The sequence below is a fragment of the Sphingopyxis sp. CCNWLW2 genome (assembly GCF_037095755.1).
In the GTDB taxonomy this organism is placed as follows: Bacteria; Pseudomonadota; Alphaproteobacteria; order Sphingomonadales; family Sphingomonadaceae; genus Sphingopyxis.
The window spans coordinates 1,625,533-1,649,721 of record NZ_JBAWKJ010000001.1 but is presented as its reverse complement, the minus strand read 5'-3'; the positions used below and the strand labels follow the sequence as shown (position 1 = coordinate 1,649,721).

Genomic DNA, 24,189 nt, shown 5'->3' with positions numbered 1-24,189 from the left:
GCTCCACAACGCACTGGCAGCATTTCGTGAGGTGCCAACCGGGGGGACGGCGGAATGTACGGGATGCGCGTAGCGATATTGACGGCTGGAGCGGCGCTGCTGGTCACGCCAGCGCAGGCCAAATGGCTGCGCGCCGACACCGAAAATTTCATCATCTATAGCGAGAGCAACGAACAATCGCTGCGCAGTTTCGCTGAAAATCTCCAAAAATTCGACACGACCCTGCGCATCCGCTTTAACCTGACCGATGCGCCCGAGCCCAATCGGTTGACCATCTATCTGGTGCCGCGCGGCGACGACGCGGGCCGGCTGGTCACAGGCAAGAGCGGATCGCCGATAGCCGGCTGGTATCGCCCCGATCCAGAGGGGAGCTTCGCTGTCTCGCACCGCGAAGGCACCACGGTCCAGGGCGCGCCGCTGTCCCGGCAGACCTTATTCCATGAATATAGCCACCATTTTATGAAGCGTTATGCCGGTGCCGCCTTTCCGGCCTGGTTCATCGAAGGCTTTGCCGAATATTATTCGACGCTCGATTTCACCAAGGATGGCAAGGCGGAGATCGGCAGGCCGGTTTATTCGCGCGCTTATGGGTTGCTCGCCATGCCGAAGATTCCCGCCGCGACCCTCCTGACGCAGCGCCCCGGCGAGATGCGCAATTCGGGTCAGATGGACGTCTACTATGGACGCGCCTGGTTGCTGACGCACATGCTCTACACCGAACCCGCCCGTGCCGGGCAACTCGGACGCTATTTCGACGCGATCAACCGCGGTGAGGATGCCGACAAGGCGGCGGTAGCGGCGTTTGGCGACCTGAAGCAACTCGATCGCGACCTGAACGACTATATGAAGGGCCGGATGACGATGCGCACGACGGGTGCGCCGATTCCGGTGTCCGGGACCATTCGCATCACGCCGCTTTCGCCCGCCGAGGACGCGCTGCTGCCGCTCCGGCTCGAACGGCGCAGCGCTGGCGGCGATTACGCACGTCTCGCCGCTGTGCGCGGTCAGATCAACGCGCTGACCGGCAGATATGGCGGCGATGCGGACGTCTGGTTCGAACTCGCCAGCGCCGAATGGGACATCAGCGACGAAAAGCGCGACATCGCGGCGGCGCGCGCCGCGGTCGACAAGGCGCTGGCGATCGACCCCAAACATGTCCGCGCCAATGTCCTGCTCGGCCAGATCCTGTCGGCCGGGATCGAAGCGAAGGACGATCCCCAACCGGCGGACTGGAATGCGGTGCGCAAACCGATCGCGCTCGCGAACCGCACCAATCCCGATGATCCGGTGCCGCTCTATGCCTATTACAAGAGCTTCGTCGACCAGGGCATCAGGCCGCCGTCGATCGCGATCCAGGGCCTTGCCCGGGCATTTGCGCTGGCACCGGAGAATATCACGGCGCGCATCACCTATGCCTTCGCACTCGCCAACGACGGCAAGTTCGACGATGCGTTAAAGCTCGCAAAAGCGGTCGCCTTCGACCCGCATGACGGCGGTCAGGGCGAGCAATTGCTCGCCCAGCTCGAGGAAATGCGCGGCAGCAAAGAAGGTACGTCCGTCCCCGAGACGGCGGCGGACGATTAACCCCCTCAATAATCAGGTTCGGCGCCGCCCAGCACTTGGGCGGCCTGCGCCGCCAGCCATGCCATCGCCGCCGCCCAAGGCTGATGCCCGTGGCTGATCCGCGCAACGCCGAGGCCCGCGAGTTCCTTGTGCGTCGGGCCGCCCTTGCCGCGCAGGATGTTTACCGGCAGCGGCGAGGCGTCGCAAATCGCGCCGATGCATTTGGGATCGAGCAGGAAGGGTACGAACAGCGACCCCGCGCCCGCGTCGGCATAGGCGCGCGCGCGTTCGAGCGTCGCCGCGACGAGCGCGTCGCCGTCCTTCGCAGCATCCTGCCCCAAAAACAGGTCGCAGCGCGCGTTGACGAAAATGCCCGTGTCGGCGGCAGCGCGATAGCGTTCGGCGGCGTCTGCAATCGCGAGCAGTTCCTTCTGCCCGGGTAGCCGGTCTTCCATATTGATGCCTGCCGCACCTGCTTCGCGCGCCAGCGCCACCGACTCGCCTACCGCCGTAGGATCGTCGCCATAGCCCGCTTCCATATCGATCGTGACGGGCAGGTCGGTGACCGCCAGAATCTGCGCGAGGTTGGCGAGCGCCGCTTCGAGCGGAAAATTCTCGCCGTCGGACGATCCGTGCGCCGACGCAACGCCCCAGCTGCCGGTCGCGATCGCCTTGGCACCCGTCGCCGCGACCGCCTTTGCGCTCCCCGCGTCCCAGATGTTGATCAGGATCAGCGGGTCGCCGGGGACGTGCAACGCGCGGAACTCGGCAATTTTGTCGGCCATTAAAAACTCTCCCTTTTGAGCAATTCTTCCTTGATCGGCAGGCCGTAAGCATAGCCGCCGAGCGTTCCGTCGCTGCGTACCACACGATGGCACGGGATCAGCACCGCCACGTTATTTGCGCCATTGGCGCTCCCCGCAGCGCGGACCGCCTTGGGCTTGCCGACCGCTGCGGCAATGTCGGCATAGCTGCGCGTCTCACCCGCCGGGATTTTCCGGAGCTCGCGCCACACCGCTTCCTGAAAGGCGGTGCCCTTCACGTCGATCGGGATATGATCGAAGCCGTTCACCGGCGCCTCGACCGCGTCGACGACCTGTTTCAGCAGCGCTTCGAACTCTTCGCCGCCCTCGACCAAGCTCGCGGCGGGGAAACGCTCCTCGAGCGCCTCGCGCCCTTCATCGAAGCTCAGGCGGCACACGCCCTTTGTCGTCGCCGCAACGAGCATTTCGCCGAGGCTGGTGGGCACCACCGCCCAGTGAATCTCGGTATCCTTGCCGCCGTTCACCCACGCCGACGCGGTCATGCCCATGCGGCCTTCCATATTCTGGTAGAAGCGCGACGGCCCCGAAAAGCCCGCGTCGTAAATCGCGTCGGTTACCCGGCTTCCATCGCTCAGCGCCTTGCGCGCGCGCTCTTCGCGCAGCGCACGGGCATAGGCCGCGGGCGACAGGCCGGTGTGGCGGGTGAAGACGCGCTGGAAATGCGTCGGCGAATAGCCGGTGCGCGCGGCAAGATCGCCGAGCGCGAGCGGTTCCTCGCTGCCCTTGATCGCCGCGATCGCCTTGATCACCGCATTTTCGTCGCGCGCGACATCGTCGGGCAGGCAGCGTTTGCATGGGCGGAGGCCCGTGGCGCGCGCTGCATCGCCGTCGGCGAAGAAGCGGACATTCTGGCGCAAGGGATGGCGCGCGGCGCAGCTGGGCCGGCAATAGATGCCGGTGGTCAGCACCCCGGTGACGAAACGGCCGTCCTGCGCCTTGTCGCGCGCCTGCACCGCGTCCCAACGCTCGTCGTCGGTCATGGCCTTGAAGTCCATGGTCAATTCCTCTCGATTCGCGCGGCAAAACAACCATAGGCGGCGTTGTGCGCATCGATATAAGCAATCGCATCGTCGGCGAACAGGTCGCGGATCGCACCATCGGCCTCGCCCGGCGCCGCGAGCCGCGCGGTCTGCAGCATGCCGTCGGCAGCGAAGGCGCGGAGTGCGAGCTGGCGCCCCTCGAACACTGGCGGCAGTTCGTCGCGATAAGTCGCCGCTTCGACGCCCGGCCGCACATAGATCGCATAGGCGCTGCGATACGGCGTTTCGACATCGTGGCTGGTGTGATGGAGCAGGATCAGCGCCTCGCCCGCCTTCGCATCGTCGAGGCTGATGCGGCACGGAAAGCCCCGGTCGGCGGTCGCAGTGACGCGGCGCGCGTTGATCGCGGCGAGTTCGCTGTCGTCCATCGCGAACAGCGGTGCAAAGCGATCGGCGGCGAGTCCGGTAATCGCATAGGTCATCAGATAGTCCTTTCTATTCGGTCGGATACTGATGCCACGTCCCCTTTGCGCCCGCGTCCCGATGCTTGCGTTCAAAGTTCCGGCGGCTAGTGTGCGCGCCATGACCCGCCTCCTCGCGCTGCTGCTCGCCCTTTTGGCCCTCTCGCTGTCATTGTCGATTCCGGCCCATGCCGCCGACGATATCAGCGCCGCGTCGCGCAGCGTCGTGCGCGTCGTCACCGTCGCGATGGTCGACGGCGAGGTCGTCGGCTTCGGCCATGGCAGCGGCATCGCGATATCGCCGACACGCATCATCACCAACGCGCATGTCGTCGAATCGGCCGCCAAATACCCCGACAATGTCGCCCTCGGCGTTGTCCCGTCCGAAGGGCAGAAGAGTTTCGCGGGCAAGCTGATCGCGATCGACACCGCGCGCGACCTTGCACTGATCGAGATTACCGAGGGCCGCCTGCCCGCCGCCGCGATCTACACCGGCCCGCTCGATTCGGGCGCCGACGTCGTCGCGCTCGGTTATCCGGGCAATGTCGACCTTGCGACCGCGCGCAGCGCCAACGACTATATCACCCCGCGCACCCCGACGCGCAGCGAGGGCAATATGTCGAACACGCAGAGCGTCGACGGGGTCGCGATGCTGATCCACACCGCGAAGATCTCGCGCGGCAATTCGGGCGGACCGCTGGTCGACCAGTGCGGCCGCATCACCGGGATCAACACCGCGATCACGCGCGCCGACGACGGCGATTCGCCCTTCGCCTTCGCCATTTCCGGGCGCGAGCTCATGCGCTTCCTCGCCGATGCGAACCAGCAATATAGCAGCGTCGGCACGCCCTGCGTCTCGATGGCCGAGGCCGATGCGCGCGACCGCGCCGCGATCGACGCCGAAGCGCGCGCGAGTGCCGAAGCGAATGCCGCGAAGAACGCTGCCGCCCGGCTCGACCGCGAATTGAAGCAGGCACGTGCCGAGGAAGACGCGCTCGCATCGCGTGAAAACCGCATCGCGCTCGCGGGCGTTTTCTTCGTGATCGGCGCGCTCGCTGCGGGCGCCGGCCTGCTTTTCTACAGCCAGAAGAATCTGCGTAACGCCAAGGTCGCGGGCGGCGCGGGCGCGGTGCTGATGCTCGGCGCCGCGATATTGTTCGCGACGCGCCCCGACGCGCACGCCGAAATCGCCGAGGAAGCGGCCGTCGCCTCGACCACCGAAACGCCCAAGCTCGCGCAGGGCAATTTCCTCTGCACGATCCGCCCTGACCGCAGCCGCATCACCGTGTCGGCGACGACCGACGTCCCCATCAACATCGGCAAGGGCGGCTGCGTCAACGGGCGCACGCAATATACGCAGGGCGCCGACGACCGCTGGCAACGCATCCTTGTGCCGAACGACGAGGCGACCGTCACGGTCGCGTCGATCGATTCGACCGGGCGCGATTACCGCGTCGACCGCTATCTGCTCGACGCCGAAACGATGACCAAGGCGCGCGAGACACGCGCGACGGTCACGCTCAAGAGCTGCACCGCCAACCCCGACGAGCTCGCGGGGCTCGCCGCGCAGCAGGACGCGATCCGCAGCGCGCTGCCCGCCAGCCCGAACGAGCGGCTCGTCTATCGCTGCCAGCCCGCTTCGGGGGCGGCGGTCAAACCGGCGACCGGCGACTGACCGTCAGCGGAGTCCGCCAACCCATTCGGTGAGAATCGCCTGAGCGGGGGCGGTGTAGGCCAGCTCGTGCCCAACCCCTGCGACACGCACGACCGTCGCGTCGGGCCGTGCGCGCGCCAGCCGCTCGAGATTGTCGGGCTTTACCAGCGTGTCGGCGTCGCCGTGCATCAGATGGACGGGCGCCTTCACACGGGCGAGCTTTGCCGCATTGTCGAACCGGTCGCGCACCAGCCAGCGCGGGACGAGCGGGACCTGGCTCTTCACAACCGAGGGCAAATCCGAAAATCCCGACACAAGCATCAGCGCCGCGACGTCGTACCGCAGCGCCATTTCGGTCGCGGGGCCCGAGCCGACCGAATTGCCGACGACGACGATCCGGCGCGAATCGATCCCGACCCCGGCGAGCCAGCGCATCGCCGCCGCGCCGTCGCGATAGAAGCCCGCTTCGCCCGGCGAACCGGAATTGCCGCCATAGCCGCGATATTCGACAAGCATCAGCCCGTGCCCCGCCGCCGCCGGGCCGCGCGTCGCCTCGATCGCGCCGAGCATATTGTCGCCATTGCCGTGGAAAAAGAGGAGCGTCTTCTTGCCCGGCAGCGCGGGGCGATAGAAAGCGGAAAGCCGCAAGCCGTCGTCGGTGCGGGTGTGGACGAAGCGGAAGCCGTCGGCCGCCTGCGGATAATGGGCAGGCGCCGGAAAGATCAGCCGGCGCTGCTGCGTATAGAGCAGCGCCGCCGCGACGAGCGCGAAGACGGCCAGCGCCAGTAGCAGGTTCAGGACCAGCTTCACCCGCCCCGCGCTATCCGAGGCCGAGCGCGGTGCGAATCTGCTCCGCCGCTTCGGTGGGGCGCATGGTTCCCGAATCGATCGCGACCCGCGCCGCGGGAAGCGCGGGATAGGTAAAGGCGCCCTTCGCCGCGAGTTCGCGATACAATGCAACCGACGACAATTTGCCGCTCGCCTGCCGCGACGGCGCGTCGAGGCGGGCTTCGACAATCGCGGGCGCGCACGTCAGCGCGACGAAATCGACCTGCCCGCCGGCCTGTTCGACCAGCGCCACGACCCGCTCGGGAAAATCCGGGGCGACGCTCGCCTCCGGATGAAAGGTGAAGATCAGCGATCGCTTTTCCGCCGCAGCCGCGCGAAATACATCCATCCACATCTTCTCGCGCAGTTCGACAAAAGCGTCGCTGCCGAAGGGAAAGACCGCCAGCAGCGCATCGACGACCAGATGGTTGTGGAACAGCGGCAGCCCGGTCTGCGCCGCGAGTTCGCGCGCGACGGTCAGCTTGCCCGACGCCGCGGGGCCGTGGATGAAGACCAGCCTCACCCCCCGCACGCCCTGAACAGCATCAGCGTGCGTTCGCGCGCGCGATCTGCGCTCGCCTCGTGATAATCCTTGCGCCGGTCGCTGTTGAAACCATGCCCCGCCTCATAGACAAAGATTTGCGCGGTCGGGTGATCCTTCGCGATCAGCGCCTCGACGCCTTCCATCGGGATGCCGTCGTCATAGCGGCCGAAATGGGCGATCGCCGCGCAGGCGGGCGCCTCGTCCTTGAACATCGTCGGCACCAGGCTGCCGTAATAGGCCGACGACGCCGCAAGATCGGGGCTGATCTGCGCCATCCGCCAGGCGACCGAACCGCCGTAACAATAGCCGGTGATGAAGACCGGGCCCTTCGCTTTCAGCGCGTCGATGCAGGTCTGCGCATCCTTCAGGCTTTGCTCGAACGGATGAAGCTCGCGCGCGAGTTGGACCGCGCGCTGGAACTGCGGCCCCGAATAATCGCTCTCGAACCCCGGATGCTCGCGGTCGAAGAGCGCGGGGCTCAGCACCTCATACCCTTCGGCCGCAAATTCGTCGCACATCTCGCGGATATGGTCGGTGACCCCGAATATCTCCTGGATCAGCACCAGACCGCCACGGCGCGCACCGTCGGGCTGCGCATGATAGACCGCGATTTCGGCGCCATCGTCCATCGTCATCCGAATCATCTCGCCCATCATGCACCCTCGCTTCGACGTCATATTTTTTGGTTCGCCCGTCCCTATCGCACGAAGGGGCAAAAGCAATCGCCCCCCCGCCTTGCATTGCAGCAAAATCGTTGCTAGGCGCGCCGCGACTTCGCGTGGGGGGCATTCGTCGAATATCCCCGAAAAGAGCGCGACCCATCCCCCACGGGATCGTAGAAAAGGACTTTCACGCGTGGAGAATTCCGGCGGCATTCAAGGCAACATCACGGCGGGCCTCGCGGGCCGTTACGCGGTCGCTTTGTTCGATCTGGCCCGCGAATCGAACGCGATCGACGCGGTGGCGAAGAGCCTCGTGACGCTCAAGGCCGGCCTCGCCGATTCGGCAGACCTGTCGGCGCTGATCGCCAGCCCCGTCGTCGGCCGCACCGACGCCGCGAACGCCATCGCCGCGGTCGCCAAGTCGCTGAAGCTCGATTCGCTGACCGCCAAGTTCCTCGGCGTGCTCGCCGAGAATCGCCGCCTCGCCGATCTGCCGAAGATGATCGACGCGTTCGACGCGATCGTCGCCGACCACCGCGGCGAAGTGACCGCGAAGGTCACCAGCGCGCACCCGCTTTCGGCCGCGCAGCTCAAAGAGCTGACGGCGAACCTCAAATCCCGTGTCGGGCGCGACGTCACCGTCGCGACGACCGTCGATCCCGCCATCCTCGGCGGCCTCGTCGTCCAGCTGGGCAGCCAGCTGATCGACGGCAGCATCCGTACCCGTCTCAATAGCTTCGCACAGGCGATGAAAGGCTAAACCATGGAAATCCGCGCCGCTGAAATCAGCAAGGTCATCAAGGACCAGATCGCCAATTTCGGCACCGAAGCAACGGTCAGCGAGATCGGCTCGGTTCTGTCGGTCGGCGACGGCATCGCCCGCGTCCACGGCCTCGACAATGTCCAGGCCGGTGAAATGGTCGAATTCGCCAACGGCGTGAAGGGCATGGCGCTCAACCTCGAAGCCGACAATGTCGGTATCGTGATCTTCGGCTCGGACAGCGAGATCAAGGAAGGCGACACCGTCAAGCGCACCGGCACGATCGTCGACGTTCCCGTCGGCAAGGGCCTGCTCGGCCGCGTCGTCGATGGCCTCGGCAATCCGATCGACGGCAAGGGTCCGATCAAGGCCGACAAGCGCATGCGCGTCGAAGTCAAGGCGCCGGGCATCATCCCGCGCACCTCGGTTCACGAACCCGTCCAGACCGGCCTCAAGGCGCTCGACGCGCTCGTCCCCGTCGGCCGCGGCCAGCGCGAACTGATCATCGGTGACCGTCAGACCGGCAAGACCGCCGTCGCGATCGACACCTTCATCAACCAGAAGCAAGCGAACGCCGGCACCGACGAATCGAAGAAGCTGTACTGCATCTACGTCGCCGTCGGCCAGAAGCGTTCGACCGTCGCGCAGATCGTCCGCCAGCTCGAAGAAAATGGCGCGATGGAATATTCGATCGTCGTCGCCGCGACCGCTTCGGAGCCCGCTCCGCTGCAGTATCTCGCACCCTATGCCGGCGTGACGATGGGCGAATATTTCCGCGACAACGGCATGCACGCCGTGATCGTTTATGACGATCTTTCGAAGCAGGCCGTCGCCTATCGCCAGATGTCGCTGCTGCTGCGCCGCCCGCCGGGCCGCGAAGCTTACCCCGGCGACGTTTTCTATCTCCACAGCCGCCTGCTCGAGCGCGCCGCGAAGATGAACAGCGACAATGGTTCGGGCTCGCTCACCGCGCTGCCGATCATCGAAACACAGGCGGGCGACGTTTCGGCGTACATCCCGACCAACGTGATTTCGATCACCGACGGCCAGATCTTCCTCGAAACCAACCTGTTCAACGCCGGTATCCGTCCCGCGATCAACGTGGGTCTGTCGGTGTCGCGCGTCGGCTCGGCCGCGCAGACCAAGGCGATGAAGAAGGTGTCGGGCTCGATCAAGCTCGAGCTCGCGCAGTATCGCGAAATGGAAGCCTTCGCGCAGTTCGGGTCGGACCTCGACGCGTCGACGCAGAAGCTGCTCAACCGCGGCGCGCGCCTGACGCAGCTCCTGAAGCAGCCGCAGTTCCAGCCGATGCCGTTCGAAGAGCAGACCGCGTCGATCTTCGCCGGCACCAACGGCTATCTCGACAATGTCGCGACGACCGATGTGTCGCGCTACGAACAGGCGATGCTCGCCTATCTGCGCAGCGACCATAGCGATGTGCTGAAGACGATCCGCGACACCAAGGACCTGGGCGACGACGCCAAAAAGGGTCTGGTCGCGGCGCTCGACGCCTTCGCCAAGATCTTCGCTTAATCGCTTTCCGCATCCCGGCTCGGCCGGGACGCAAAGAGGGGCTTAAATGGCTTCGTTGAAGGAACTCAAAGGGCGCATCGTCTCGGTCAAGTCGACCCAGAAGATCACCAAGGCCAAGAAGATGGTCGCCGCTGCCAAGCTCCGTAAGGCGCAGGCGGCCGCCGAAGCCGCGCGTCCTTACGCCGAGCGTCTCGAAGGCGTCGTCGCCAGCCTGGCGTCGAAGGTCGGCGGGTCGGATTCGGCACCGCAGCTGCTCGCCGGCACCGGCAAGAGCGACACGCACCTGCTCGTCGTGCTCAACAGCGACCGCGGCCTCGCCGGCGCGTTCAACTCGAACATCGTCAAGGCCGCGCGCGACAAGGCGCTTGAGCTGCAGGCGCAGGGCAAGAAGGTCATCTTCTACCTGATCGGCCGCAAGGGCCGCCCGGTGATCGCGCGCCTGTTCGCGGGCCAGATCGTCGAGCAATATGAGACGACGGGTATCCGCGACATCGGCTTCGAACAGGCGCACGACGTCTCGGCGAAGGTGATGGAGCTGTACGAAGCCGGCGCGTTCGACGTCGCGCATCTCTTCTATTCGAAGTTCCGTTCGGCGCTCCTCCAGGAAGCGACCGGCCAGCAGCTGATCCCCGTTCCCGCCCCCGTCGACGTTCCGGCGTCGAGCGGCGCCGCGGTCGAATATGAGCCCGACGAGGAAGCGATCCTCGCCGACCTGCTCCCGCGCAACATCACGATCCAGATCTTCAAGGGCCTCCTTGAAAACGCCGCGTCCGAACAGGGTGCGTCGATGACCGCGATGGACAATGCGACGCGCAACGCGGGCGACCTGATCAACAAGCTGACCATCGTTTACAACCGCACGCGTCAGGCGGCGATCACGACCGAACTCATCGAAATTATCGCGGGCGCCGAAGCGCTCTAATCGATCAACCCAAGGAAGAAGACCATGGCTACCGCTCCCGCTGAAAAGAAGGCTCCTGCCAAGAAGGCCGCCGCGCCCAAGGCTGCTGCGCCGAAGAAGGCTGCCGCTCCCAAGGCTGCTGCCACCGGCACCGCCACGGGCCGCATCGCACAGGTCATCGGCGCCGTCGTCGACGTCCAGTTCACCGGCCAGCTCCCCGCGATTCTGAACGCGCTCGAAACCGACAACAACGGCAACCGCCTCGTTCTCGAAGTCGCACAGCACCTCGGCGAAAACACCGTCCGCACGATCGCGATGGACGCGACCGACGGCCTGACCCGCGGCCAGCCTGTCACCGACACCGGCGCGCAGATCTCGGTCCCCGTCGGCCCGCAGACGCTCGGCCGCATCCTCAACGTCATCGGCGACCCGATCGACGAGCGCGGCCCGGTCAACGCCACCGCGACCGCGCCGATCCACGCCAAGGCTCCCGAGTTCGTCGACCAGTCGACCGAAACGAGCATCCTCGTCACCGGCATCAAGGTCATCGACCTCATTGCCCCTTACGCAAAGGGCGGCAAGATCGGCCTGTTCGGCGGCGCGGGCGTCGGCAAGACCGTGCTTATTCAGGAACTGATCAACAACATCGCCAAGGGCCATGGTGGTACGTCGGTGTTCGCGGGCGTCGGTGAACGCACCCGCGAAGGCAACGATCTCTATCACGAATTCCTCGACGCTGGCGTTATCGCCAAGGACAAGGACGGCAACCCGACCCCCGAGGGTTCGAAGGTTGCTCTCGTGTTCGGCCAGATGAACGAACCCCCGGGCGCCCGTGCCCGCGTCGCGCTGTCGGGCCTGACGATCGCCGAATATTTCCGCGATCAGGAAGGCCAGGACGTGCTCTTCTTCGTCGACAACATCTTCCGCTTTACGCAGGCGGGTTCGGAAGTGTCGGCGCTGCTCGGCCGTATTCCTTCGGCCGTGGGCTACCAGCCGACGCTGTCGACCGACATGGGCGCGCTGCAGGAACGCATCACCTCGACGAACAAGGGCTCGATCACCTCGGTGCAGGCCATTTACGTTCCCGCGGATGACTTGACCGACCCGGCGCCGGCAACCTCGTTCGCCCACTTGGACGCGACGACGACGCTGAACCGCGCGATTTCGGAACTCGGCATCTATCCGGCGGTCGATCCGCTCGATTCGACCAGCCGCGTGCTGACCGCCGCGATCGTCGGGCAGGAGCATTACGAGACCGCCCGCCGCGTTCAGGAAACGCTGCAGAAGTACAAGTCGCTCCAGGACATCATCGCGATTCTCGGCATGGACGAGCTTTCGGAAGAAGATAAGCTGGTCGTCGCCCGCGCGCGCAAGATCCAGCGCTTCCTGTCGCAGCCGTTCCACGTCGCCGAAGTCTTCACCAACATCCCCGGCAAGTTCGTGGCGATCGAAGACACGGTGAAGTCGTTCAAGGCGGTGGTCGACGGCGAATATGACCATCTGCCCGAAGCAGCCTTCTACATGGTCGGCGGCATCGACGAAGCGGTCGCCAAGGCCGCGAAGCTCGCCGAAGACGCGTAACACACCTACGCCCCTCCCCATGCGGGAGGGGTTTAAGGACATATCATGGCTCTGAAGTTCGAACTCGTCACCCCCGCCCGCCTCGAGCGGACCGCCGACGTCCATATGGTCACCGTGCCGGGGACCGAGGGCGATTTCTCGGTGCTCGAAGGCCACGCCCCCTTCATGGCGACGCTGCGCAACGGGCCGCTGACCATCTATGCGACCGCGGGCGCCGCGCCCGAGGTGATCGAGGTCGAAGGCGGTTTTGCCGAGGTTAACGAAGCCGGCCTCACCGTTCTGGCCGAGCATATCGCAAGCTGATTGCTTCCGCCGTCCACGGCGATCAAAAGCCCGCATCCTTCACGGATGCGGGCTTTTTTTATGCCCGCATCGCTTGTCCCCGCCGCATTAGGACAATGTCAAAGTTTCCGGTTTATTCACCGTGTCGGATGGGGGTTCGTCTGCGCTGGCAGCGATGATCCCGATGATATGGAAGCAGGAAAAACCGATGAGTGCATTCGGACGCCGACCCGGAACCGCTGGCCGCCCCGCCTTTGGCGTGGCCAAGCCGATGCAGACTGGTCCCGGCGTGCCAGGCGGAACCCAGTTTCCCGCGATGGATACGCCGATCGATATTCCGCAGATGCCGTCGAACCTGTCGCCCGAAGAAGAGGCGATGGAGCGGCTGAACCAGCGTTCGACCGCCGAGGCGATGGAGCCCGAAAAGGCGCAAGGCTTTGAAGCGTCGGTCCACAAGATCAAGGAACAGGTGCTGCCGCGCCTGCTCGAACGCGTCGATCCCGAGGCCGCGGCGACGCTCAACAAGGACGAGCTGACCGAGGAATTCCGTCCGATCATCCTCGAAGTGCTCGCCGAGCTCCGCATCACCCTGAACCGCCGCGAGCAGTTCGCGCTCGAAAAGGTGCTCGTCGACGAACTGCTCGGTTTCGGCCCGCTCGAAGAACTGCTCGCCGACCCCGACATTTCGGACATCATGGTCAACGGCCCGTACCAGACCTATATCGAGCGCAAGGGCCAGCTGGTCATCGCGCCGATCCAGTTCCGCGACGAACAGCATCTGTTCCAGATCGCGCAGCGCATCTGCAATCTCGTCGGCCGCCGCGTCGACCAGACCACGCCGCTCGCCGACGCCCGCCTGAAGGACGGCAGCCGCGTCAACGTGATCGTCCCGCCGCTGTCGCTCCGCGGCACCGCGATCTCGATTCGTAAATTCTCGGCCAAGCCGATCACGCTCGACATGCTGTGCCAATGGGGCGCGATGAGCCAGAAGATGTGCACCGCGCTGAAGATCGCGGGCGCCAGCCGCTTCAACATCGTCATCTCGGGCGGTACGGGTTCGGGTAAGACGACGATGCTCAACGCGCTGTCGAAGATGATCGACCCCGGCGAGCGCGTGCTGACGATCGAGGACGCCGCCGAACTTCGCCTGCAGCAGCCGCACTGGCTGCCGCTCGAAACGCGCCCCCCGAACCTCGAGGGCAACGGCGCGATCCACATGGGCGACCTCGTCAAGAACGCCCTGCGTATGCGCCCCGACCGCATCATCATGGGCGAAGTCCGCGGCGCCGAGTGTTTCGACCTGCTCGCCGCGATGAACACCGGTCACGACGGGTCGATGTGTACGCTCCACAGCAACTCACCCCGCGAATGCCTCGGCCGTATGGAGAATATGGTCCTGATGGGCGACATCAAGATTCCGAAGGAAGCGATCTCGAAACAGATCGCCGATTCGGTCGACATGATCGTCCAGATCAAGCGCCTGCGCGACGGTTCGCGCCGCGTCACCAACGTCACCGAGGTGATCGGCATGGAAGGCGACGTCATCGTCACCCAGGAACTCTTCAAGTTCGAATATCTCGACGAAGACAAGGACGGCAAGATCGTCGGCGAATATCGCGCGATGGGTCTGCGTCCCTATACGCTGGAAAAAGCGCGCCAATACGGCTTTGATCAGCCCTATCTCGAGGCGTGCCTGTAACGGTCTAGAGCCGCATTCCCAGCCAGATTACCGCTTCGGTCGACACGGACACAACCGGGCCGACCAAACGCTGCCAAAAGCCTGCCGATGGCAAGCAGGCCGCTGACAGATCGTGATGCTCCTGTTCTTCGGCGATGATGATTGTCAACGTTCGGACCGCCGGCTCATCAAAGCCCTGCAACGCCGCAATCTGTTCGTGCATATGGCGCAAGACGACCCGCTCGATTGCGACCGTCGTAGCAGCGATCGCGCCGCGCCCCGCGATCCCGGTGATTGTGCCAAGTATCAGGCCGCCAATACCGCACCAGACATAACTGCGGCAGCGACCGCGGCCACGGCGGCGCAATTCTTCGGCAAAAAGGGCGCGGTGACCGCGTTCGTGGGCCAGGAAGGCATCGAGTTCGCCCACCATGTCAGGCGCGCGCAAGCGTGCGAACCAGCGTTGGGCGCTATAGATACAGACGGCACCATGCTCGCCCGCATGGTCGACCTTCATCACCCGGTCGCCGAGTGTTTCGCCCGACTTCAGCCTCGCAATCAGCGTCATGCCGGGCGCGGTATCCATATTATCTACCGCTCAACCAGAACGCCGTCGCGAACAAGGCAACGGCGGCCGATGCGAGCGCGATCCCGCGCCAGGGCATGAAACCAACCTGTTCGACGTCGCGGCGGTTGTTGCGGCGCCAGCTCGCAATCTCGGCCACGCCGAACAGAATCGCGGCGCCGATCCCGATCGACAGCATGGACACTTGCATTGCCGCGCATCCCTTCGCAAACAGGGCCTTCCCCTGGAGAGAGGTGCCCCATATGCGTTCCTTATTATTGCTTGCAAGTGCCGCCGCCCTGATCGCCGTTCCCGCGACCGCGATGCAGCATGACGCCCACGCCGCACATAAGGCGCAGGACGCGATCGCGGCGGCCGTCGCCGCGCCCACGCGCACCGCAACGAACACGCCGCGCGACAAATATCGCCACCCCGCCGAAACGCTCGCCTTTTTCGGCGTGAAGCCCGGCGACACGGTGGTCGAGCTGTGGCCAGGTGGCGGCTGGTACACCGAAATCCTCGCGCCGCTGGCGAAGTCGGGCGGCGGCACGCTTTATGTCGCGGCGCCGTGGGAACGCGGCCTCAATCGCGTCAAAACCAAGCAGACCGAAAATGCCGACGTCTATGGCGCGATGAAGCTCGCCGAATTCCCCCATGCGGGCACCAACCCCAAAGTGCCCGATGGCAGCGCCGACGTCGTGCTGACCTTCCGCAACGTCCACAACTGGCGCTTCGACGGCACCGACAACACCGCGAACGCGTTCAAGCAGATTTTCGCGATGCTCAAACCCGGCGGCACGCTCGGCGTCGTCGAGCACCGGCTGAATGAAAGCGACGACAGCGCGAAGGAAGAAAAGTCGGGCTATATGAAGAAAAGCTCGATCGTCGCCTTTGCCGAAGCTGCGGGCTTCAAGCTCGCCGGCGAGAGTGAGATCAACGCCAATTCCAAGGACACCAAGGATTATCCCAAGGGCGTCTGGACGCTGCCGCCGAACCTGGCCGAGGGCGAGACGGATCGCGCCAAATATGTCGCGATCGGCGAATCGGACCGCATGACGCTGAAATTCGTGAAGCCCGCGTCCTGAAGCATTTTGAATCCATCGACCCGGCGCTGCTACTCAGCGCCTATGCGCAGGGCATTTTTCCGATGGCCGACGGGGCGGACGACCCGTCGGTCCATTGGGTCGAACCGCGGCTGCGCGCGATCCTACCCTTGGATGGCTTTCACCTGTCGCACAGCCTGAAAAAAATCATCGTGTCGGACCGCTTTCGCGTCACGACCGATACCGCCTTTGCCGAGATGGTCGCACTCTGCGCCGCGCCCGCCGACGACCGGCCGACGACGTGGATCAACCCGGTGATCCGGGCGAGCTACGACCGGTTGTTCCAGCTCGGCCATGCGCACAGCGTCGAATGCTGGCTGGACGGCGAGCTTGCGGGGGGACTTTATGGCGTGACGCTCGGCCGCGCCTTTTTCGGCGAATCGATGGTCAGCCGCGCGCGCGACGCGTCGAAGGTCGCGCTCGCGCACCTCGTCGCGCGGCTACGCGCGGGCGGCTGGAAATTGCTCGATTGTCAGTTCATCACCCCGCACCTCGCCAGCCTTGGCGCGATCGAGATCCGCCAGGCCGACTATCTTGCGCGGCTCTATTCGGTGTTGGCGGGGGGCGAAGGGGCAGCCTTGGGCGCCGGGGCCGGGACGACCGGTGGCGCGACGGGCGCTGCCGTCCCCTCGCCGCCGTTCGTCGCGGGCGACTGGGGCGCGCTCGATGCCTTGGGTGCGGCGGCGGCGCCCGATTTCGGCGCCGAACGCGCGACGGGTTCGCCGCCCGGATATGTCATCGCACAGCTTTTGACGAAGACGTCATAGATCGGGTGCTGGATGACGTTGCGGTCGGGCCGCTCGCGGAAAATCCAGCCCGAAAAGACGCGATACCATTTGTCGTCGCGCTGATCCTGCACCGTCAACTGCACGAACGCGCCCGTCTCCGGCGGATCTTCCCACGGCGCGGTTTGCTCGCATGCGCGCAGCCGCACGATCGCGCGGCCGACGCGGGCCGTTTCGCCGGGTTTCATCTCGAGATCGCGGACGAGCCCGTTACGCTTGTTGAGCAGGCCGACGACGGCAACGCGGTCCGCCATCGGGGTCGCGCCTTCGATGCCGCCGACTTCCTGCGGGACGCGTTCGGATTTGGCGACGGTCGGGACCGTGGTGCTGCCACCCGCTTTCGACGGTGCCCGGTCGCAGGCGGTCAGCGCGGTCGCGGCGAGAAGCGCGATCAGCGCGGTCGAAATCTGGCGCGCCACGCTGAGCTTCACTCGGGCCGCCAGGCCTCATAATCGCCCGTCGCGGCGGCGCGCTGGCCGCCGCGTTCGAGCGCGCCGGCGGGGCGATAGGCGCCCGTGCTGCCGGTCAGGTTGGGGGTCGCTTCCTTCTCCCATGCGCGCGGCGCGGGAAGGACGTCGGTCGGCAGTTCGTCGAAGGTGCCGTGCAGCCAGCCGTGCCATTCGGGCGGCACGCGGCTCGCGTCGTTCGATCCATTGTAGATCACCCAGCGACGGCCGCCCTTTTTCGCACGGAAATAGCGGTTGCCGAGGCTGTCCTCGCCAACCTTCGTGCCGGTGCTCCAGCTGTTCAGCAACGTGCCGACGGTCGCACCGTCCCACCAGGTGAAAATCTTGCCCAAGATGCTCATGGCGTGGCGTTTACAGGCAAGGCGGCGCGGTCTGCAAGCCGCAAACCGCGCGGCGCGGCGCTATTTTCCATCTTTCCACGTGATCTTGGCGGTCTCGTCGATGCCAAGCTTCGCCGCCGTACCGCCCGCAAGTTCGAGCACCGCGCTAACCTCGCCGCCGCTCACCACCGGTTCGAGCGATTCGGGAATCGTATTTTCGGCGATGCGGTCGATGCTGCCGTCGGCGCGGATGAAGAACATATCGAGTGGAATCAGCGTGTTCTTCATCCAAAAGCTGCCGATTCGCGGCTTTTTGAACGGAAAGATCATTCCGCCGCCCTCGGGCAGGCTGGTGCGGAACATCAGCCCGCGGTCCTGTTCCGCATCGGTGCGCGCAACCTCGACGTTGAAGACATGCGCCTTGCCCGCCGCGGCGATCGTCACCGGGATCGTCGAGGCGCTCGCTTCCTCGCTTGCATCGCTGCTGCACGCCGCCATCGGCAGCGCGAGCGACAGCGCAAGGGCGGTAAAAATGGCGCGCATCGGCAGATCCTTATCCCGTGATGCCGCCGGACCTAATCGAGCATCGCTTCATCGTCCAGCACCGCCAGCGCCGCCTCGTCCCCCGGCGGGACGGCGAGGATGCGGCGCGCGATCGTCATGCTGTGCCCCGCGCGCAAAAAGGCGGCGATTTGCCGCTCGCGCTGCTTTGGATCGTCGCTCGATCGCACCGCGAACGGCCCGAACCGCCGCCGCCGCGCAAAACCGATGGCCGCCGTCACCGCAGCGCCCTCCGCCGTCTCGATCGCTTCGCCGCTGTCTTTTTCGGCGATTCCGTCGACGTAAAGCTGCGCCTTGACCCGCCGCACGCCGAGCCCGCGCCGCGTCATCGCGCCGGCGCGCATCGCGGCATATTGCCGGTCGTCGAGGTAGCGTAATTGCTCCATCCGGTCGGCCACCGCCTCGCACGCCGCCATGGCGTCAATATCGTCTATCCATTCGGATTCGCGGACTTTTCGTGACAAATAGCGCGTCAGCTTGGCCCGGCTCGTTGCGAATCGCGCGACATAGGCAAGCGCCAGTTCGTCAAGCTTGGCTGCGCCGAGAGGCCTTTTCGATCGGTCGGATGGGGCGCGGCGGTTGGCCATATGCCATGTTTGTGCCACAGTCGGGCCTGATTGAGAACGATCAACACCGCCATATCGGGCCATAACGCCCGGAAATGGGCGATTGTTCTAACAACACAGGGCTCGCGCACGGTACTATGGCTTCAAAAGATGACATGCTTGTTGCCGCGCGGCCCGTTTCACGGGATGTCGCACCCCCTATGACTCAGATCATCGAAACGCAGGCCGACGCGCTGACGTCGACCCCGACGCTCTGTGCGCAGCCGCGCCGCTTTTCGGACTTCGCCACCGTCGGCGAAGCGCTCGACTATGCCGCCGACGGCACGCGCGGGCTCAATTTCCACGATCCGCGTGGGCGTCTTGTGCGCCCCTATCTGTATAGCGAGCTCAGGGCCGATTCGCTTGCCACCGCTTACCGCCTGATCGCCGCGGGGGTGAAGCCCGGCGACCGAATCGCGCTGATCGCCGAGACGGGCGCCGAATTCGCCGCGCTGTTCTTCGGCACGATCTACGCTGGCGCCTGGCCGGTGCCGCTGCCGCTGCCGACCAGCTTCGGCGGGCGCGATAGCTATGTCGGCCAGCTCATCGTCCAGCTTTCCAGCTGCGATCCGACGATGCTCTTCTTCCCGCCCGAAATCGCCGCGATGGCGATCGAGGCGGCCGAAAAGGAGGGTGTGACGCCCGTCGACTGGAGCGCGTTCGAAAACAAGCCCGCACCGGTCACCGCGCTTCCGGAGCAGAAGTCGAATGAGACCTGCTATCTGCAATACAGCAGCGGGTCGACGCGCTTCCCGCACGGCGTCGCGGTCACCCACGCCGCATTGCTCAACAATCTCGCCGCGCACAGCCATGGGATGGAGCTTCAGGACAGCGACCGCTGTATTTCGTGGCTGCCCTGGTATCACGACATGGGCCTCGTCGGCTGCCTGCTCTCGCCCGTCGCGAACCAGGTATCGGTCGATTATCTCAAGACCGAGGATTTCGCCCGCCGTCCGCTCGCCTGGCTCGATCTGATCAGCCGCAACGAAGGCACGACGCTCAGCTATTCGCCGACCTTCGGCTACGATATCTGCGCGCGCCGCGTGTCGAGCCAGACGCATGTCGCCGACCGGTTCGACCTGTCGCGCTGGCGTGTCGCGGGCAATGGCGCCGACATGATCCGCCCCGACGTGATGCAAAGCTTCGTCGACGCCTTTGCCGATGCGGGATTCAAGGCGAGCGCCTTCCTGCCGAGCTATGGCCTTGCCGAAGCGACGCTCGCGGTCAGCATCATGCCCCCGGGCGAAGGCATCGTCGTCGAACTGGTCGAGGAAACCGAGCTGTCGGGCGCCGCGAATGATTCGGGCCGCCCGACGCGCTACCGGGCGATCGTGAACTGCGGCCGCGCCGCGCGCGACATGGTGATCGAGGTCCGCGACGAAGCGGGGGGCGTGCTGCCCGACCAGACCGTCGGCAAGGTGTGGTGCACCGGGCCGTCGCTGATGACCGGCTATTTCCGCGATCCCGAATCGACCGCTGCCTGCATGAAGGACGGCTGGCTCGACACCGGCGATATGGGTTATTTGTCAGACGGTTACATCTATATTGTCGGCCGCGCCAAGGACATGATCATCATCAACGGCAAGAATCACTGGCCGCAGGATATCGAGTGGGCGGTCGAGCAATTGCCGGGCTTCAAATCGGGCGATATCGCCGCCTTTGCGATCACCGCGCCCGGCGGCGAGGAGACCCCCGCGGTGCTCGTCCAATGCCGCACCAGCGACGAGGCCGAGCGTCTCGCGCTGCGCGAGACGATTCGCGACCGCGTCCGCGCGATTACCGGCATGAATTGCCTGATCGAACTGATCCCGCCGCGCACCTTGCCCCGCACCAGTTCGGGCAAGCTCAGCCGATCGAAGGCGCGCGCGCAATATCTGGCCGGGGAAATCCAGCCTTTCGCGATGGCCGCCTGATCAACACGCTGAACTTGCAACGCTTTCCTGTCCCGCGACGGAACAGGAAAGCGTTTTGGAAATGCGCCGATAGTTACCTTCGGGTAACTCCCGCGCGCTAAACAGGGCGGGTGAAAAGCCTGCTGACCGATCCCATTGCTGCCGAAGTCATTCCTGCGCGGACCCTTTTGGGGCTGGGGCCGCGCGATCAGGACATCGGCAACCTCCGCCAGCTCCAGCTTGCGCCGCTTCGCGGCCGCGGATCGCTGCGCCTGATGATGGGCATGGGCATGGCGCTGGTCGCGGCTTTCACCATGATCCTGAGCATCCCCCTGCCGGTCGCCGCCGGCTGGCTGGGCGGCGCGCTGGTTTTCGGCTTCTGGTCGTACAGCAAATTCCGCAGCCTCCCGCTCGGCGACCCCAAGCTTTCGGGGGTGGCCGAATATCGGCTGTGCTTGCGTCACGCGCTTTATTCGGCGGTTCTCTGGGGATCGCCCTTTTGGCTGCAAGGGCTGACGCCGACGCTCGACCATGTCCTTTCGATGTGGACGATCGCGGTGCTGATGATGGTCACACTCTCGATCGTCGCGCACAGCGTTCCGCTGGCCTGCGTGCTGTTTATCGGTCCCGTCACCCTGTCGGCCGTCGCCGCGCTCGTGCGCGCCGGAGCGCCGCAGCTTGCGGGTGTCGCGCTCGCCGCCGGGCTGCTGCTTTGCGCCTTCTGCGTCCGTTTCGCGCAAAGCCATATCCGCTTCCGCCGCGCCGAAGAGACGCTACACGAAAAGACCGAAACGGTAAGCCTGCTGCTGCGCGAATTTGAGGAAACCTCGGCCGACTGGCTGTGGCAGACCGACAACAGCCGCCGCCTGGTCCATGTCTCGCCGCGCCTCGCCTACGCGCTCGGCGGCACCGCGGAGACGCTCGAAGGCGTCCCGCTCTTGCAGGCGCTTTCGGGCGATGCATGGGAAACCGGGCTGTTCCCCAAAAGCCTTCACGACATGGCCGAGCGGATGAAACGGCGCGAAAGCTTTTCGAATCTGATCGTGCCGGTGACGATCGGCGGCATGCCGCGCTGGTGGGAATTGTCCGCGTCGCCGCGCCTTGACGAAGCCGGCAAGTTCCTCGGCTTCCGCGGCGTCGGATCGGACGTCACCGAAAAGCGCGCGACCGCCGAACAGATCGCCAAGATGGCGCGCTTCGACAATCTGACCGGCCTGCCCAATCGCCTCAGCCTCAACGAGGATCTGGCGCGCGCGCTGGCGCAGGCGGTCGAAGCCAAATCGCGCTGCGCGCTGCTGATGATCGACCTCGACCGCTTCAAGGCGGTCAACGATACGCTGGGCCACCCCGTCGGCGACAAATTGCTCGCGCAGGTCGCCGCGCGGCTCAAGGGCCTGATGGAGCGCGGGATGACCTGCGGGCGGCTCGGCGGCGATGAATTTGCCGTCGTGCTCCACAATGTGGCGTCGGCCGATGCGGCCGAGGAGCTTGCGCGGCGGATCATCACGACGATCAGCCGCCCTTATGTGGTCGACAATCACCAGCTGTTTGTCGGCGCCAGCGTTGGTTTCGCGATCGGGCCGACCGATGGCGCGACGGTCGAGACGCTGACGCGCAACGCCGACCTTGCGCTCTACAAATCGAAGGACAAGGGCGGCAATGTCGTCGCCGCCTATGTCGCCTCGCTGCACGCCCAGGCCGAGGAACGACGCGTGATGGAGCAGGAGTTGCGCGGCGCGCTCGAACGTGGCGAATTCGAACTTTATTACCAGCCGGTGGTGACGGCGGCCGACGGCACATTGAACGGCTTCGAGGCGCTGATTCGCTGGAACAACCAGAAGCTCGGCAATGTATCGCCCGGCCGCTTCATCCCGCTGGCCGAGGATGCGCGGCTGATCTCTCCGATCGGCGAATGGGTCCTGCGCACCGCATGCCGCGAAGCGATGAAATGGCCGTCGAACCTGAAGGTCGCGATCAACGTCTCGGCCGACCAGCTCACCGACCCCAGCTTCGCCTCGGTCGTCGTGTCGGCGCTGGCGCAGAGCGGGCTTTCGCCGCAACGGCTCGAGATCGAAGTCACAGAAAGCGTCTTCCTGCGCGACGGCGGCGGCGCGGCGCAATTGCTCGACCAGCTCATCGGGCTCGGCATCCGCCTCAGCCTCGACGATTTCGGCACCGGCTATTCGTCGCTCGGCTATCTGCGCAAGACGCAATTCTCGACGATCAAGGTCGACCGCAGCTTCGTCGTCGGCGCGGCGAAGGGCAGCATCGAATCGATCGCGATCATCCGCGCCGTCGTCGCGCTCGCCGACAGCCTCGGCATGTCGACGACCGCCGAGGGCGCCGAGACCGAGCTCGAGGTCGAAACGCTCCGCGGCTTTGGCTGCAGCAACATCCAGGGCTATTATTACGGGCGGCCGATGCCCGCGAGCGACGTGCTGACGCTGTTCCGTGCCTCGGACGATATCGCGACCGCGGCCGCCTGACGGCGACAGGCCGAAACGCCCGCACGGCGAATTGATCAGCTTAACAAAAGGTTCCCCAGCTCACCGCACGACAAGCGCGACTCGTCGCTAGGTGGGTGGTGTACCCCGCCGCACATGGCAAAGACACTCCAACGCTTGAAGACAAGCCATCGGGGGTCGCTTTCCATGCTTATTCGTCGCTACCTGGCAGCCGCCATGGCGTCTGTGATGACGATCACCGGCCTGCTCGTCAGCGCTCCGGCTGCTGCGCGCGACTATCTGCAGTGCGTCCCCTTTGCCCGCGCCGAATCGGGCGTCGAAATCCGCGGCAACGCCAAGACCTGGTGGGCGCAGGCCGCCGGCACCTATCAGCGCGGCGACGAGCCCCGCCAGGGTGCGGTGATGGCGTTCGCCGGCACCGGCGGCATGCCGATGGGCCATGTCGCGGTGGTCAAGAAGATCGTCAGCGACCGTGAAATCCTGATCGACCACGCCAACTGGTCGCCGATCAACGGCCGCCGCGGCCAGATCGAACGCAACGTCCGCGTCGTCGACGTCAGCTCGGATGGCGACTGGAGCATGGTCCGCGTGTGGTACGCGCCGATTGGCGACCTGGGCCTTCGCGCCAATCCGGTGCAGGGCTTCATCTACGCCGACGGCGAAGCGGGCGCACCGAACAAGGCCCCCAGCTTCAAGGCGCCCGTCTGGGCCCAGAACGACTGGAAACCCGGCAACGGCCTCGAATTCGTCGCGGCTTCGCTCGGCCAGTAAGCCCAAACGACATTCTGCAAGCGCATCACGCGCATAAAAGAAGCCCCGGATCGCTCCGGGGCTTCTTTTATGCGCCGTAACACCGGTATTTAGGCTTCGTCGCCTTCACCGGCGGCGGTGTCTTCGAACCAGGCTTCGACCTCGCCCGACAGCTTGATCGTCATCGCCTGGCCAAAGCGGTCCTTCGACTTGCCCGCGGCGACGCGAATCCAGCCTTCGGAGATCGAATATTCCTCGACGTCGGTGCGCTCCTTGCCCTTGAAGCGGATTCCGATGCCGCGCTGCAGCACTTCCATATCGAAATGGGGCGAGCGCGGATTGGTCGACATGCGGTCGGGGGGCGTATCGGTCATGACTATATTTCCCAAAAAATGATGGCGCGGCCCTAGCTGGACCGCGCCATC

General features: G+C 65.2%; 25 protein-coding genes and 1 pseudogene. 13 read left to right on the top strand and 13 right to left on the bottom strand.

Annotation, left to right across the window (positions count from 1 at the left end):
- Positions 1–63 precede the first annotated feature (63 nt).
- Positions 64–1,584 (top strand): tetratricopeptide repeat protein, encoded by a 1,521-nt coding sequence (locus tag V8J55_RS07775; RefSeq protein ID WP_336445078.1) that lies wholly within the window; start codon positions 64–66, stop codon positions 1,582–1,584.
- Positions 1,585–1,589: 5 nt separating this feature from the next.
- Here V8J55_RS07775 and V8J55_RS07770 read toward each other — a convergent pair whose 3' ends face one another.
- From V8J55_RS07770 to V8J55_RS07760, 3 genes are read right to left on the bottom strand one after another with little or no spacing between them, the layout of a single operon-like run.
- On the bottom strand, positions 1,590–2,348 hold the full coding sequence (locus V8J55_RS07770) for an isocitrate lyase/PEP mutase family protein (protein ID WP_336445077.1): 759 nt from the start codon (positions 2,346–2,348) through the stop codon (positions 1,590–1,592).
- Positions 2,348–3,382: a bifunctional DNA-binding transcriptional regulator/O6-methylguanine-DNA methyltransferase Ada gene (gene ada / locus V8J55_RS07765; protein WP_336445076.1), complete on the bottom strand. Its 1,035-nt coding sequence runs from the start codon at positions 3,380–3,382 to the stop codon at positions 2,348–2,350. Before ada ends, V8J55_RS07770 begins: the two co-directional genes overlap by 1 nt.
- Positions 3,383–3,384: 2 nt before the next feature.
- Positions 3,385–3,849 carry a DUF1203 domain-containing protein gene (locus tag V8J55_RS07760; RefSeq protein ID WP_336445075.1) on the bottom strand — a complete coding sequence of 155 codons (465 nt, stop codon included), beginning with the start codon at positions 3,847–3,849 and terminating at the stop codon, positions 3,385–3,387.
- A gap of 100 nt (positions 3,850–3,949) precedes the next feature.
- Here V8J55_RS07760 and V8J55_RS07755 point away from each other — a divergent pair, with 100 nt between their 5' ends.
- Positions 3,950–5,503, top strand: coding sequence for a S1C family serine protease (locus tag V8J55_RS07755; protein ID WP_336445074.1), 1,554 nt, complete (start codon positions 3,950–3,952; stop codon positions 5,501–5,503).
- Positions 5,504–5,506: 3 nt separating this feature from the next.
- Here V8J55_RS07755 and V8J55_RS07750 read toward each other — a convergent pair whose 3' ends face one another.
- Genes V8J55_RS07750 through V8J55_RS07740 form a run of 3 tightly spaced genes read right to left on the bottom strand, consistent with a single transcriptional unit; the run spans position 5,507 to position 7,507 of the window.
- Entirely contained in the window at positions 5,507–6,292 is a 786-nt protein-coding gene (locus tag V8J55_RS07750; protein ID WP_336445073.1) for an alpha/beta hydrolase, read from the bottom strand.
- A gap of 10 nt (positions 6,293–6,302) precedes the next feature.
- On the bottom strand, positions 6,303–6,833 hold the full coding sequence (locus tag V8J55_RS07745) for an AAA family ATPase (RefSeq protein ID WP_336445072.1): 531 nt from the start codon (positions 6,831–6,833) through the stop codon (positions 6,303–6,305).
- Positions 6,830–7,507 carry a dienelactone hydrolase family protein gene (locus V8J55_RS07740; protein ID WP_336445071.1) on the bottom strand — a complete coding sequence of 226 codons (678 nt, stop codon included), beginning with the start codon at positions 7,505–7,507 and terminating at the stop codon, positions 6,830–6,832. The genes V8J55_RS07745 and V8J55_RS07740 overlap by 4 nt, the downstream gene beginning before the upstream one ends.
- Before the next feature lie 202 nt (positions 7,508–7,709).
- Here V8J55_RS07740 and V8J55_RS07735 point away from each other — a divergent pair, with 202 nt between their 5' ends.
- The 6 genes from V8J55_RS07735 to V8J55_RS07710 all read left to right on the top strand — a co-directional run bounded on the left by V8J55_RS07735 (position 7,710) and on the right by V8J55_RS07710 (position 14,272).
- Positions 7,710–8,276 carry a F0F1 ATP synthase subunit delta gene (locus V8J55_RS07735; RefSeq protein WP_137889876.1) on the top strand — a complete coding sequence of 189 codons (567 nt, stop codon included), beginning with the start codon at positions 7,710–7,712 and terminating at the stop codon, positions 8,274–8,276.
- Between the two features lie 3 nt (positions 8,277–8,279).
- Positions 8,280–9,809 (top strand): F0F1 ATP synthase subunit alpha, encoded by a 1,530-nt coding sequence (atpA, locus tag V8J55_RS07730; protein ID WP_336445070.1) that lies wholly within the window; start codon positions 8,280–8,282, stop codon positions 9,807–9,809.
- Positions 9,810–9,855: 46 nt separating this feature from the next.
- Positions 9,856–10,731, top strand: coding sequence for a F0F1 ATP synthase subunit gamma (locus V8J55_RS07725; RefSeq protein ID WP_294048474.1), 876 nt, complete (start codon positions 9,856–9,858; stop codon positions 10,729–10,731).
- 24 nt (positions 10,732–10,755) lie between these two features.
- Positions 10,756–12,291: a F0F1 ATP synthase subunit beta gene (gene atpD, locus V8J55_RS07720; RefSeq protein ID WP_336445069.1), complete on the top strand. Its 1,536-nt coding sequence runs from the start codon at positions 10,756–10,758 to the stop codon at positions 12,289–12,291.
- 45 nt (positions 12,292–12,336) lie between these two features.
- The gene (locus V8J55_RS07715; RefSeq protein WP_037513563.1) at positions 12,337–12,594 is read left to right on the top strand and encodes an ATP synthase F1 subunit epsilon; all 258 of its coding nucleotides are present in this window, start codon (positions 12,337–12,339) and stop codon (positions 12,592–12,594) included.
- A gap of 187 nt (positions 12,595–12,781) precedes the next feature.
- Positions 12,782–14,272, top strand: coding sequence for a CpaF family protein (locus V8J55_RS07710; protein WP_336445068.1), 1,491 nt, complete (start codon positions 12,782–12,784; stop codon positions 14,270–14,272).
- A 4-nt stretch (positions 14,273–14,276) separates the two neighbouring features.
- Here V8J55_RS07710 and V8J55_RS07705 read toward each other — a convergent pair whose 3' ends face one another.
- On the bottom strand, positions 14,277–14,768 hold the full coding sequence (locus V8J55_RS07705) for a demethoxyubiquinone hydroxylase family protein (RefSeq protein WP_336445067.1): 492 nt from the start codon (positions 14,766–14,768) through the stop codon (positions 14,277–14,279).
- Between the two features lie 70 nt (positions 14,769–14,838).
- A complete protein-coding gene (locus V8J55_RS07700; protein ID WP_336445066.1) occupies positions 14,839–15,027 on the bottom strand; it encodes a hypothetical protein in 189 nt (62 codons plus the stop codon).
- A gap of 52 nt (positions 15,028–15,079) precedes the next feature.
- Here V8J55_RS07700 and V8J55_RS07695 point away from each other — a divergent pair, with 52 nt between their 5' ends.
- Complete coding sequence (locus V8J55_RS07695; RefSeq protein ID WP_336445065.1) at positions 15,080–15,901, top strand: class I SAM-dependent methyltransferase; 822 nt, start codon at positions 15,080–15,082, stop codon at positions 15,899–15,901.
- Entirely contained in the window at positions 15,898–16,686 is a 789-nt protein-coding gene (gene aat, locus V8J55_RS07690; RefSeq protein WP_336445720.1) for a leucyl/phenylalanyl-tRNA--protein transferase, read from the top strand. The genes V8J55_RS07695 and aat overlap by 4 nt, the downstream gene beginning before the upstream one ends.
- 35 nt (positions 16,687–16,721) lie before the next feature.
- On the opposite strand, the pseudogene V8J55_RS07685 reads toward aat, so the two are convergent.
- The 4 genes and pseudogenes from V8J55_RS07685 to V8J55_RS07670 form a co-directional block, all read right to left on the bottom strand.
- Positions 16,722–16,892 (bottom strand): annotated as a pseudogene (locus V8J55_RS07685) (DUF2155 domain-containing protein); the annotation flags it as partial.
- A gap of 239 nt (positions 16,893–17,131) precedes the next feature.
- Positions 17,132–17,512, bottom strand: coding sequence for an NADH:ubiquinone oxidoreductase subunit NDUFA12 (locus tag V8J55_RS07680; RefSeq protein ID WP_336445064.1), 381 nt, complete (start codon positions 17,510–17,512; stop codon positions 17,132–17,134).
- A 60-nt stretch (positions 17,513–17,572) separates the two neighbouring features.
- Positions 17,573–18,034: a DUF192 domain-containing protein gene (locus V8J55_RS07675; RefSeq protein ID WP_336445063.1), complete on the bottom strand. Its 462-nt coding sequence runs from the start codon at positions 18,032–18,034 to the stop codon at positions 17,573–17,575.
- A gap of 32 nt (positions 18,035–18,066) precedes the next feature.
- Positions 18,067–18,639: a regulatory protein RecX gene (locus V8J55_RS07670; RefSeq protein ID WP_336445062.1), complete on the bottom strand. Its 573-nt coding sequence runs from the start codon at positions 18,637–18,639 to the stop codon at positions 18,067–18,069.
- A 179-nt stretch (positions 18,640–18,818) separates the two neighbouring features.
- Between V8J55_RS07670 and V8J55_RS07665 the strand changes: the two genes are divergently transcribed.
- The 3 genes from V8J55_RS07665 to V8J55_RS07655 all read left to right on the top strand — a co-directional run bounded on the left by V8J55_RS07665 (position 18,819) and on the right by V8J55_RS07655 (position 23,785).
- The gene (locus V8J55_RS07665; protein ID WP_336445061.1) at positions 18,819–20,570 is read left to right on the top strand and encodes a fatty acyl-AMP ligase; all 1,752 of its coding nucleotides are present in this window, start codon (positions 18,819–18,821) and stop codon (positions 20,568–20,570) included.
- Positions 20,571–20,680: 110 nt separating this feature from the next.
- Positions 20,681–23,035, top strand: coding sequence for a putative bifunctional diguanylate cyclase/phosphodiesterase (locus V8J55_RS07660; RefSeq protein ID WP_336445060.1), 2,355 nt, complete (start codon positions 20,681–20,683; stop codon positions 23,033–23,035).
- 207 nt (positions 23,036–23,242) lie between these two features.
- Positions 23,243–23,785, top strand: coding sequence for a CHAP domain-containing protein (locus V8J55_RS07655; RefSeq protein WP_336445059.1), 543 nt, complete (start codon positions 23,243–23,245; stop codon positions 23,783–23,785).
- An 89-nt stretch (positions 23,786–23,874) separates the two neighbouring features.
- Here the strand turns inward: V8J55_RS07655 and V8J55_RS07650 are convergent, their stop codons facing one another.
- Positions 23,875–24,138 carry a DUF3297 family protein gene (locus V8J55_RS07650; RefSeq protein WP_137889866.1) on the bottom strand — a complete coding sequence of 88 codons (264 nt, stop codon included), beginning with the start codon at positions 24,136–24,138 and terminating at the stop codon, positions 23,875–23,877.
- Positions 24,139–24,189: the final 51 nt, after the last annotated feature.

Excerpts from the sequence above, each read along its gene's own strand:
- V8J55_RS07665 (WP_336445061.1), top strand. The coding sequence starts at position 18,819 with ATGACTCAGATCATCGAAACGCAGGCCGACGCGCTGACGTCGACCCCG.
- V8J55_RS07700 (WP_336445066.1), bottom strand. The coding sequence starts at position 15,027 with ATGCAAGTGTCCATGCTGTCGATCGGGATCGGCGCCGCGATTCTGTTC.
- V8J55_RS07710 (WP_336445068.1), top strand. The coding sequence starts at position 12,782 with ATGAGTGCATTCGGACGCCGACCCGGAACCGCTGGCCGCCCCGCCTTT.
- V8J55_RS07655 (WP_336445059.1), top strand. The coding sequence starts at position 23,243 with ATGACGATCACCGGCCTGCTCGTCAGCGCTCCGGCTGCTGCGCGCGAC.
- V8J55_RS07760 (WP_336445075.1), bottom strand. The coding sequence starts at position 3,849 with ATGACCTATGCGATTACCGGACTCGCCGCCGATCGCTTTGCACCGCTG.
- V8J55_RS07675 (WP_336445063.1), bottom strand. The coding sequence starts at position 18,034 with ATGCGCGCCATTTTTACCGCCCTTGCGCTGTCGCTCGCGCTGCCGATG.
- V8J55_RS07715 (WP_037513563.1), top strand. The coding sequence starts at position 12,337 with ATGGCTCTGAAGTTCGAACTCGTCACCCCCGCCCGCCTCGAGCGGACC.
- V8J55_RS07740 (WP_336445071.1), bottom strand. The coding sequence starts at position 7,507 with ATGGGCGAGATGATTCGGATGACGATGGACGATGGCGCCGAAATCGCG.
- V8J55_RS07670 (WP_336445062.1), bottom strand. The coding sequence starts at position 18,639 with ATGGCCAACCGCCGCGCCCCATCCGACCGATCGAAAAGGCCTCTCGGC.
- atpA (WP_336445070.1), top strand. The coding sequence starts at position 8,280 with ATGGAAATCCGCGCCGCTGAAATCAGCAAGGTCATCAAGGACCAGATC.
- V8J55_RS07770 (WP_336445077.1), bottom strand. The coding sequence starts at position 2,348 with ATGGCCGACAAAATTGCCGAGTTCCGCGCGTTGCACGTCCCCGGCGAC.
- atpD (WP_336445069.1), top strand. The coding sequence starts at position 10,756 with ATGGCTACCGCTCCCGCTGAAAAGAAGGCTCCTGCCAAGAAGGCCGCC.
- V8J55_RS07695 (WP_336445065.1), top strand. The coding sequence starts at position 15,080 with ATGCGTTCCTTATTATTGCTTGCAAGTGCCGCCGCCCTGATCGCCGTT.
- V8J55_RS07705 (WP_336445067.1), bottom strand. The coding sequence starts at position 14,768 with ATGAAGGTCGACCATGCGGGCGAGCATGGTGCCGTCTGTATCTATAGC.
- V8J55_RS07680 (WP_336445064.1), bottom strand. The coding sequence starts at position 17,512 with ATGAGCATCTTGGGCAAGATTTTCACCTGGTGGGACGGTGCGACCGTC.
- V8J55_RS07755 (WP_336445074.1), top strand. The coding sequence starts at position 3,950 with ATGACCCGCCTCCTCGCGCTGCTGCTCGCCCTTTTGGCCCTCTCGCTG.
- V8J55_RS07650 (WP_137889866.1), bottom strand. The coding sequence starts at position 24,138 with ATGACCGATACGCCCCCCGACCGCATGTCGACCAATCCGCGCTCGCCC.
- V8J55_RS07775 (WP_336445078.1), top strand. The coding sequence starts at position 64 with ATGCGCGTAGCGATATTGACGGCTGGAGCGGCGCTGCTGGTCACGCCA.
- V8J55_RS07725 (WP_294048474.1), top strand. The coding sequence starts at position 9,856 with ATGGCTTCGTTGAAGGAACTCAAAGGGCGCATCGTCTCGGTCAAGTCG.
- ada (WP_336445076.1), bottom strand. The coding sequence starts at position 3,382 with ATGGACTTCAAGGCCATGACCGACGACGAGCGTTGGGACGCGGTGCAG.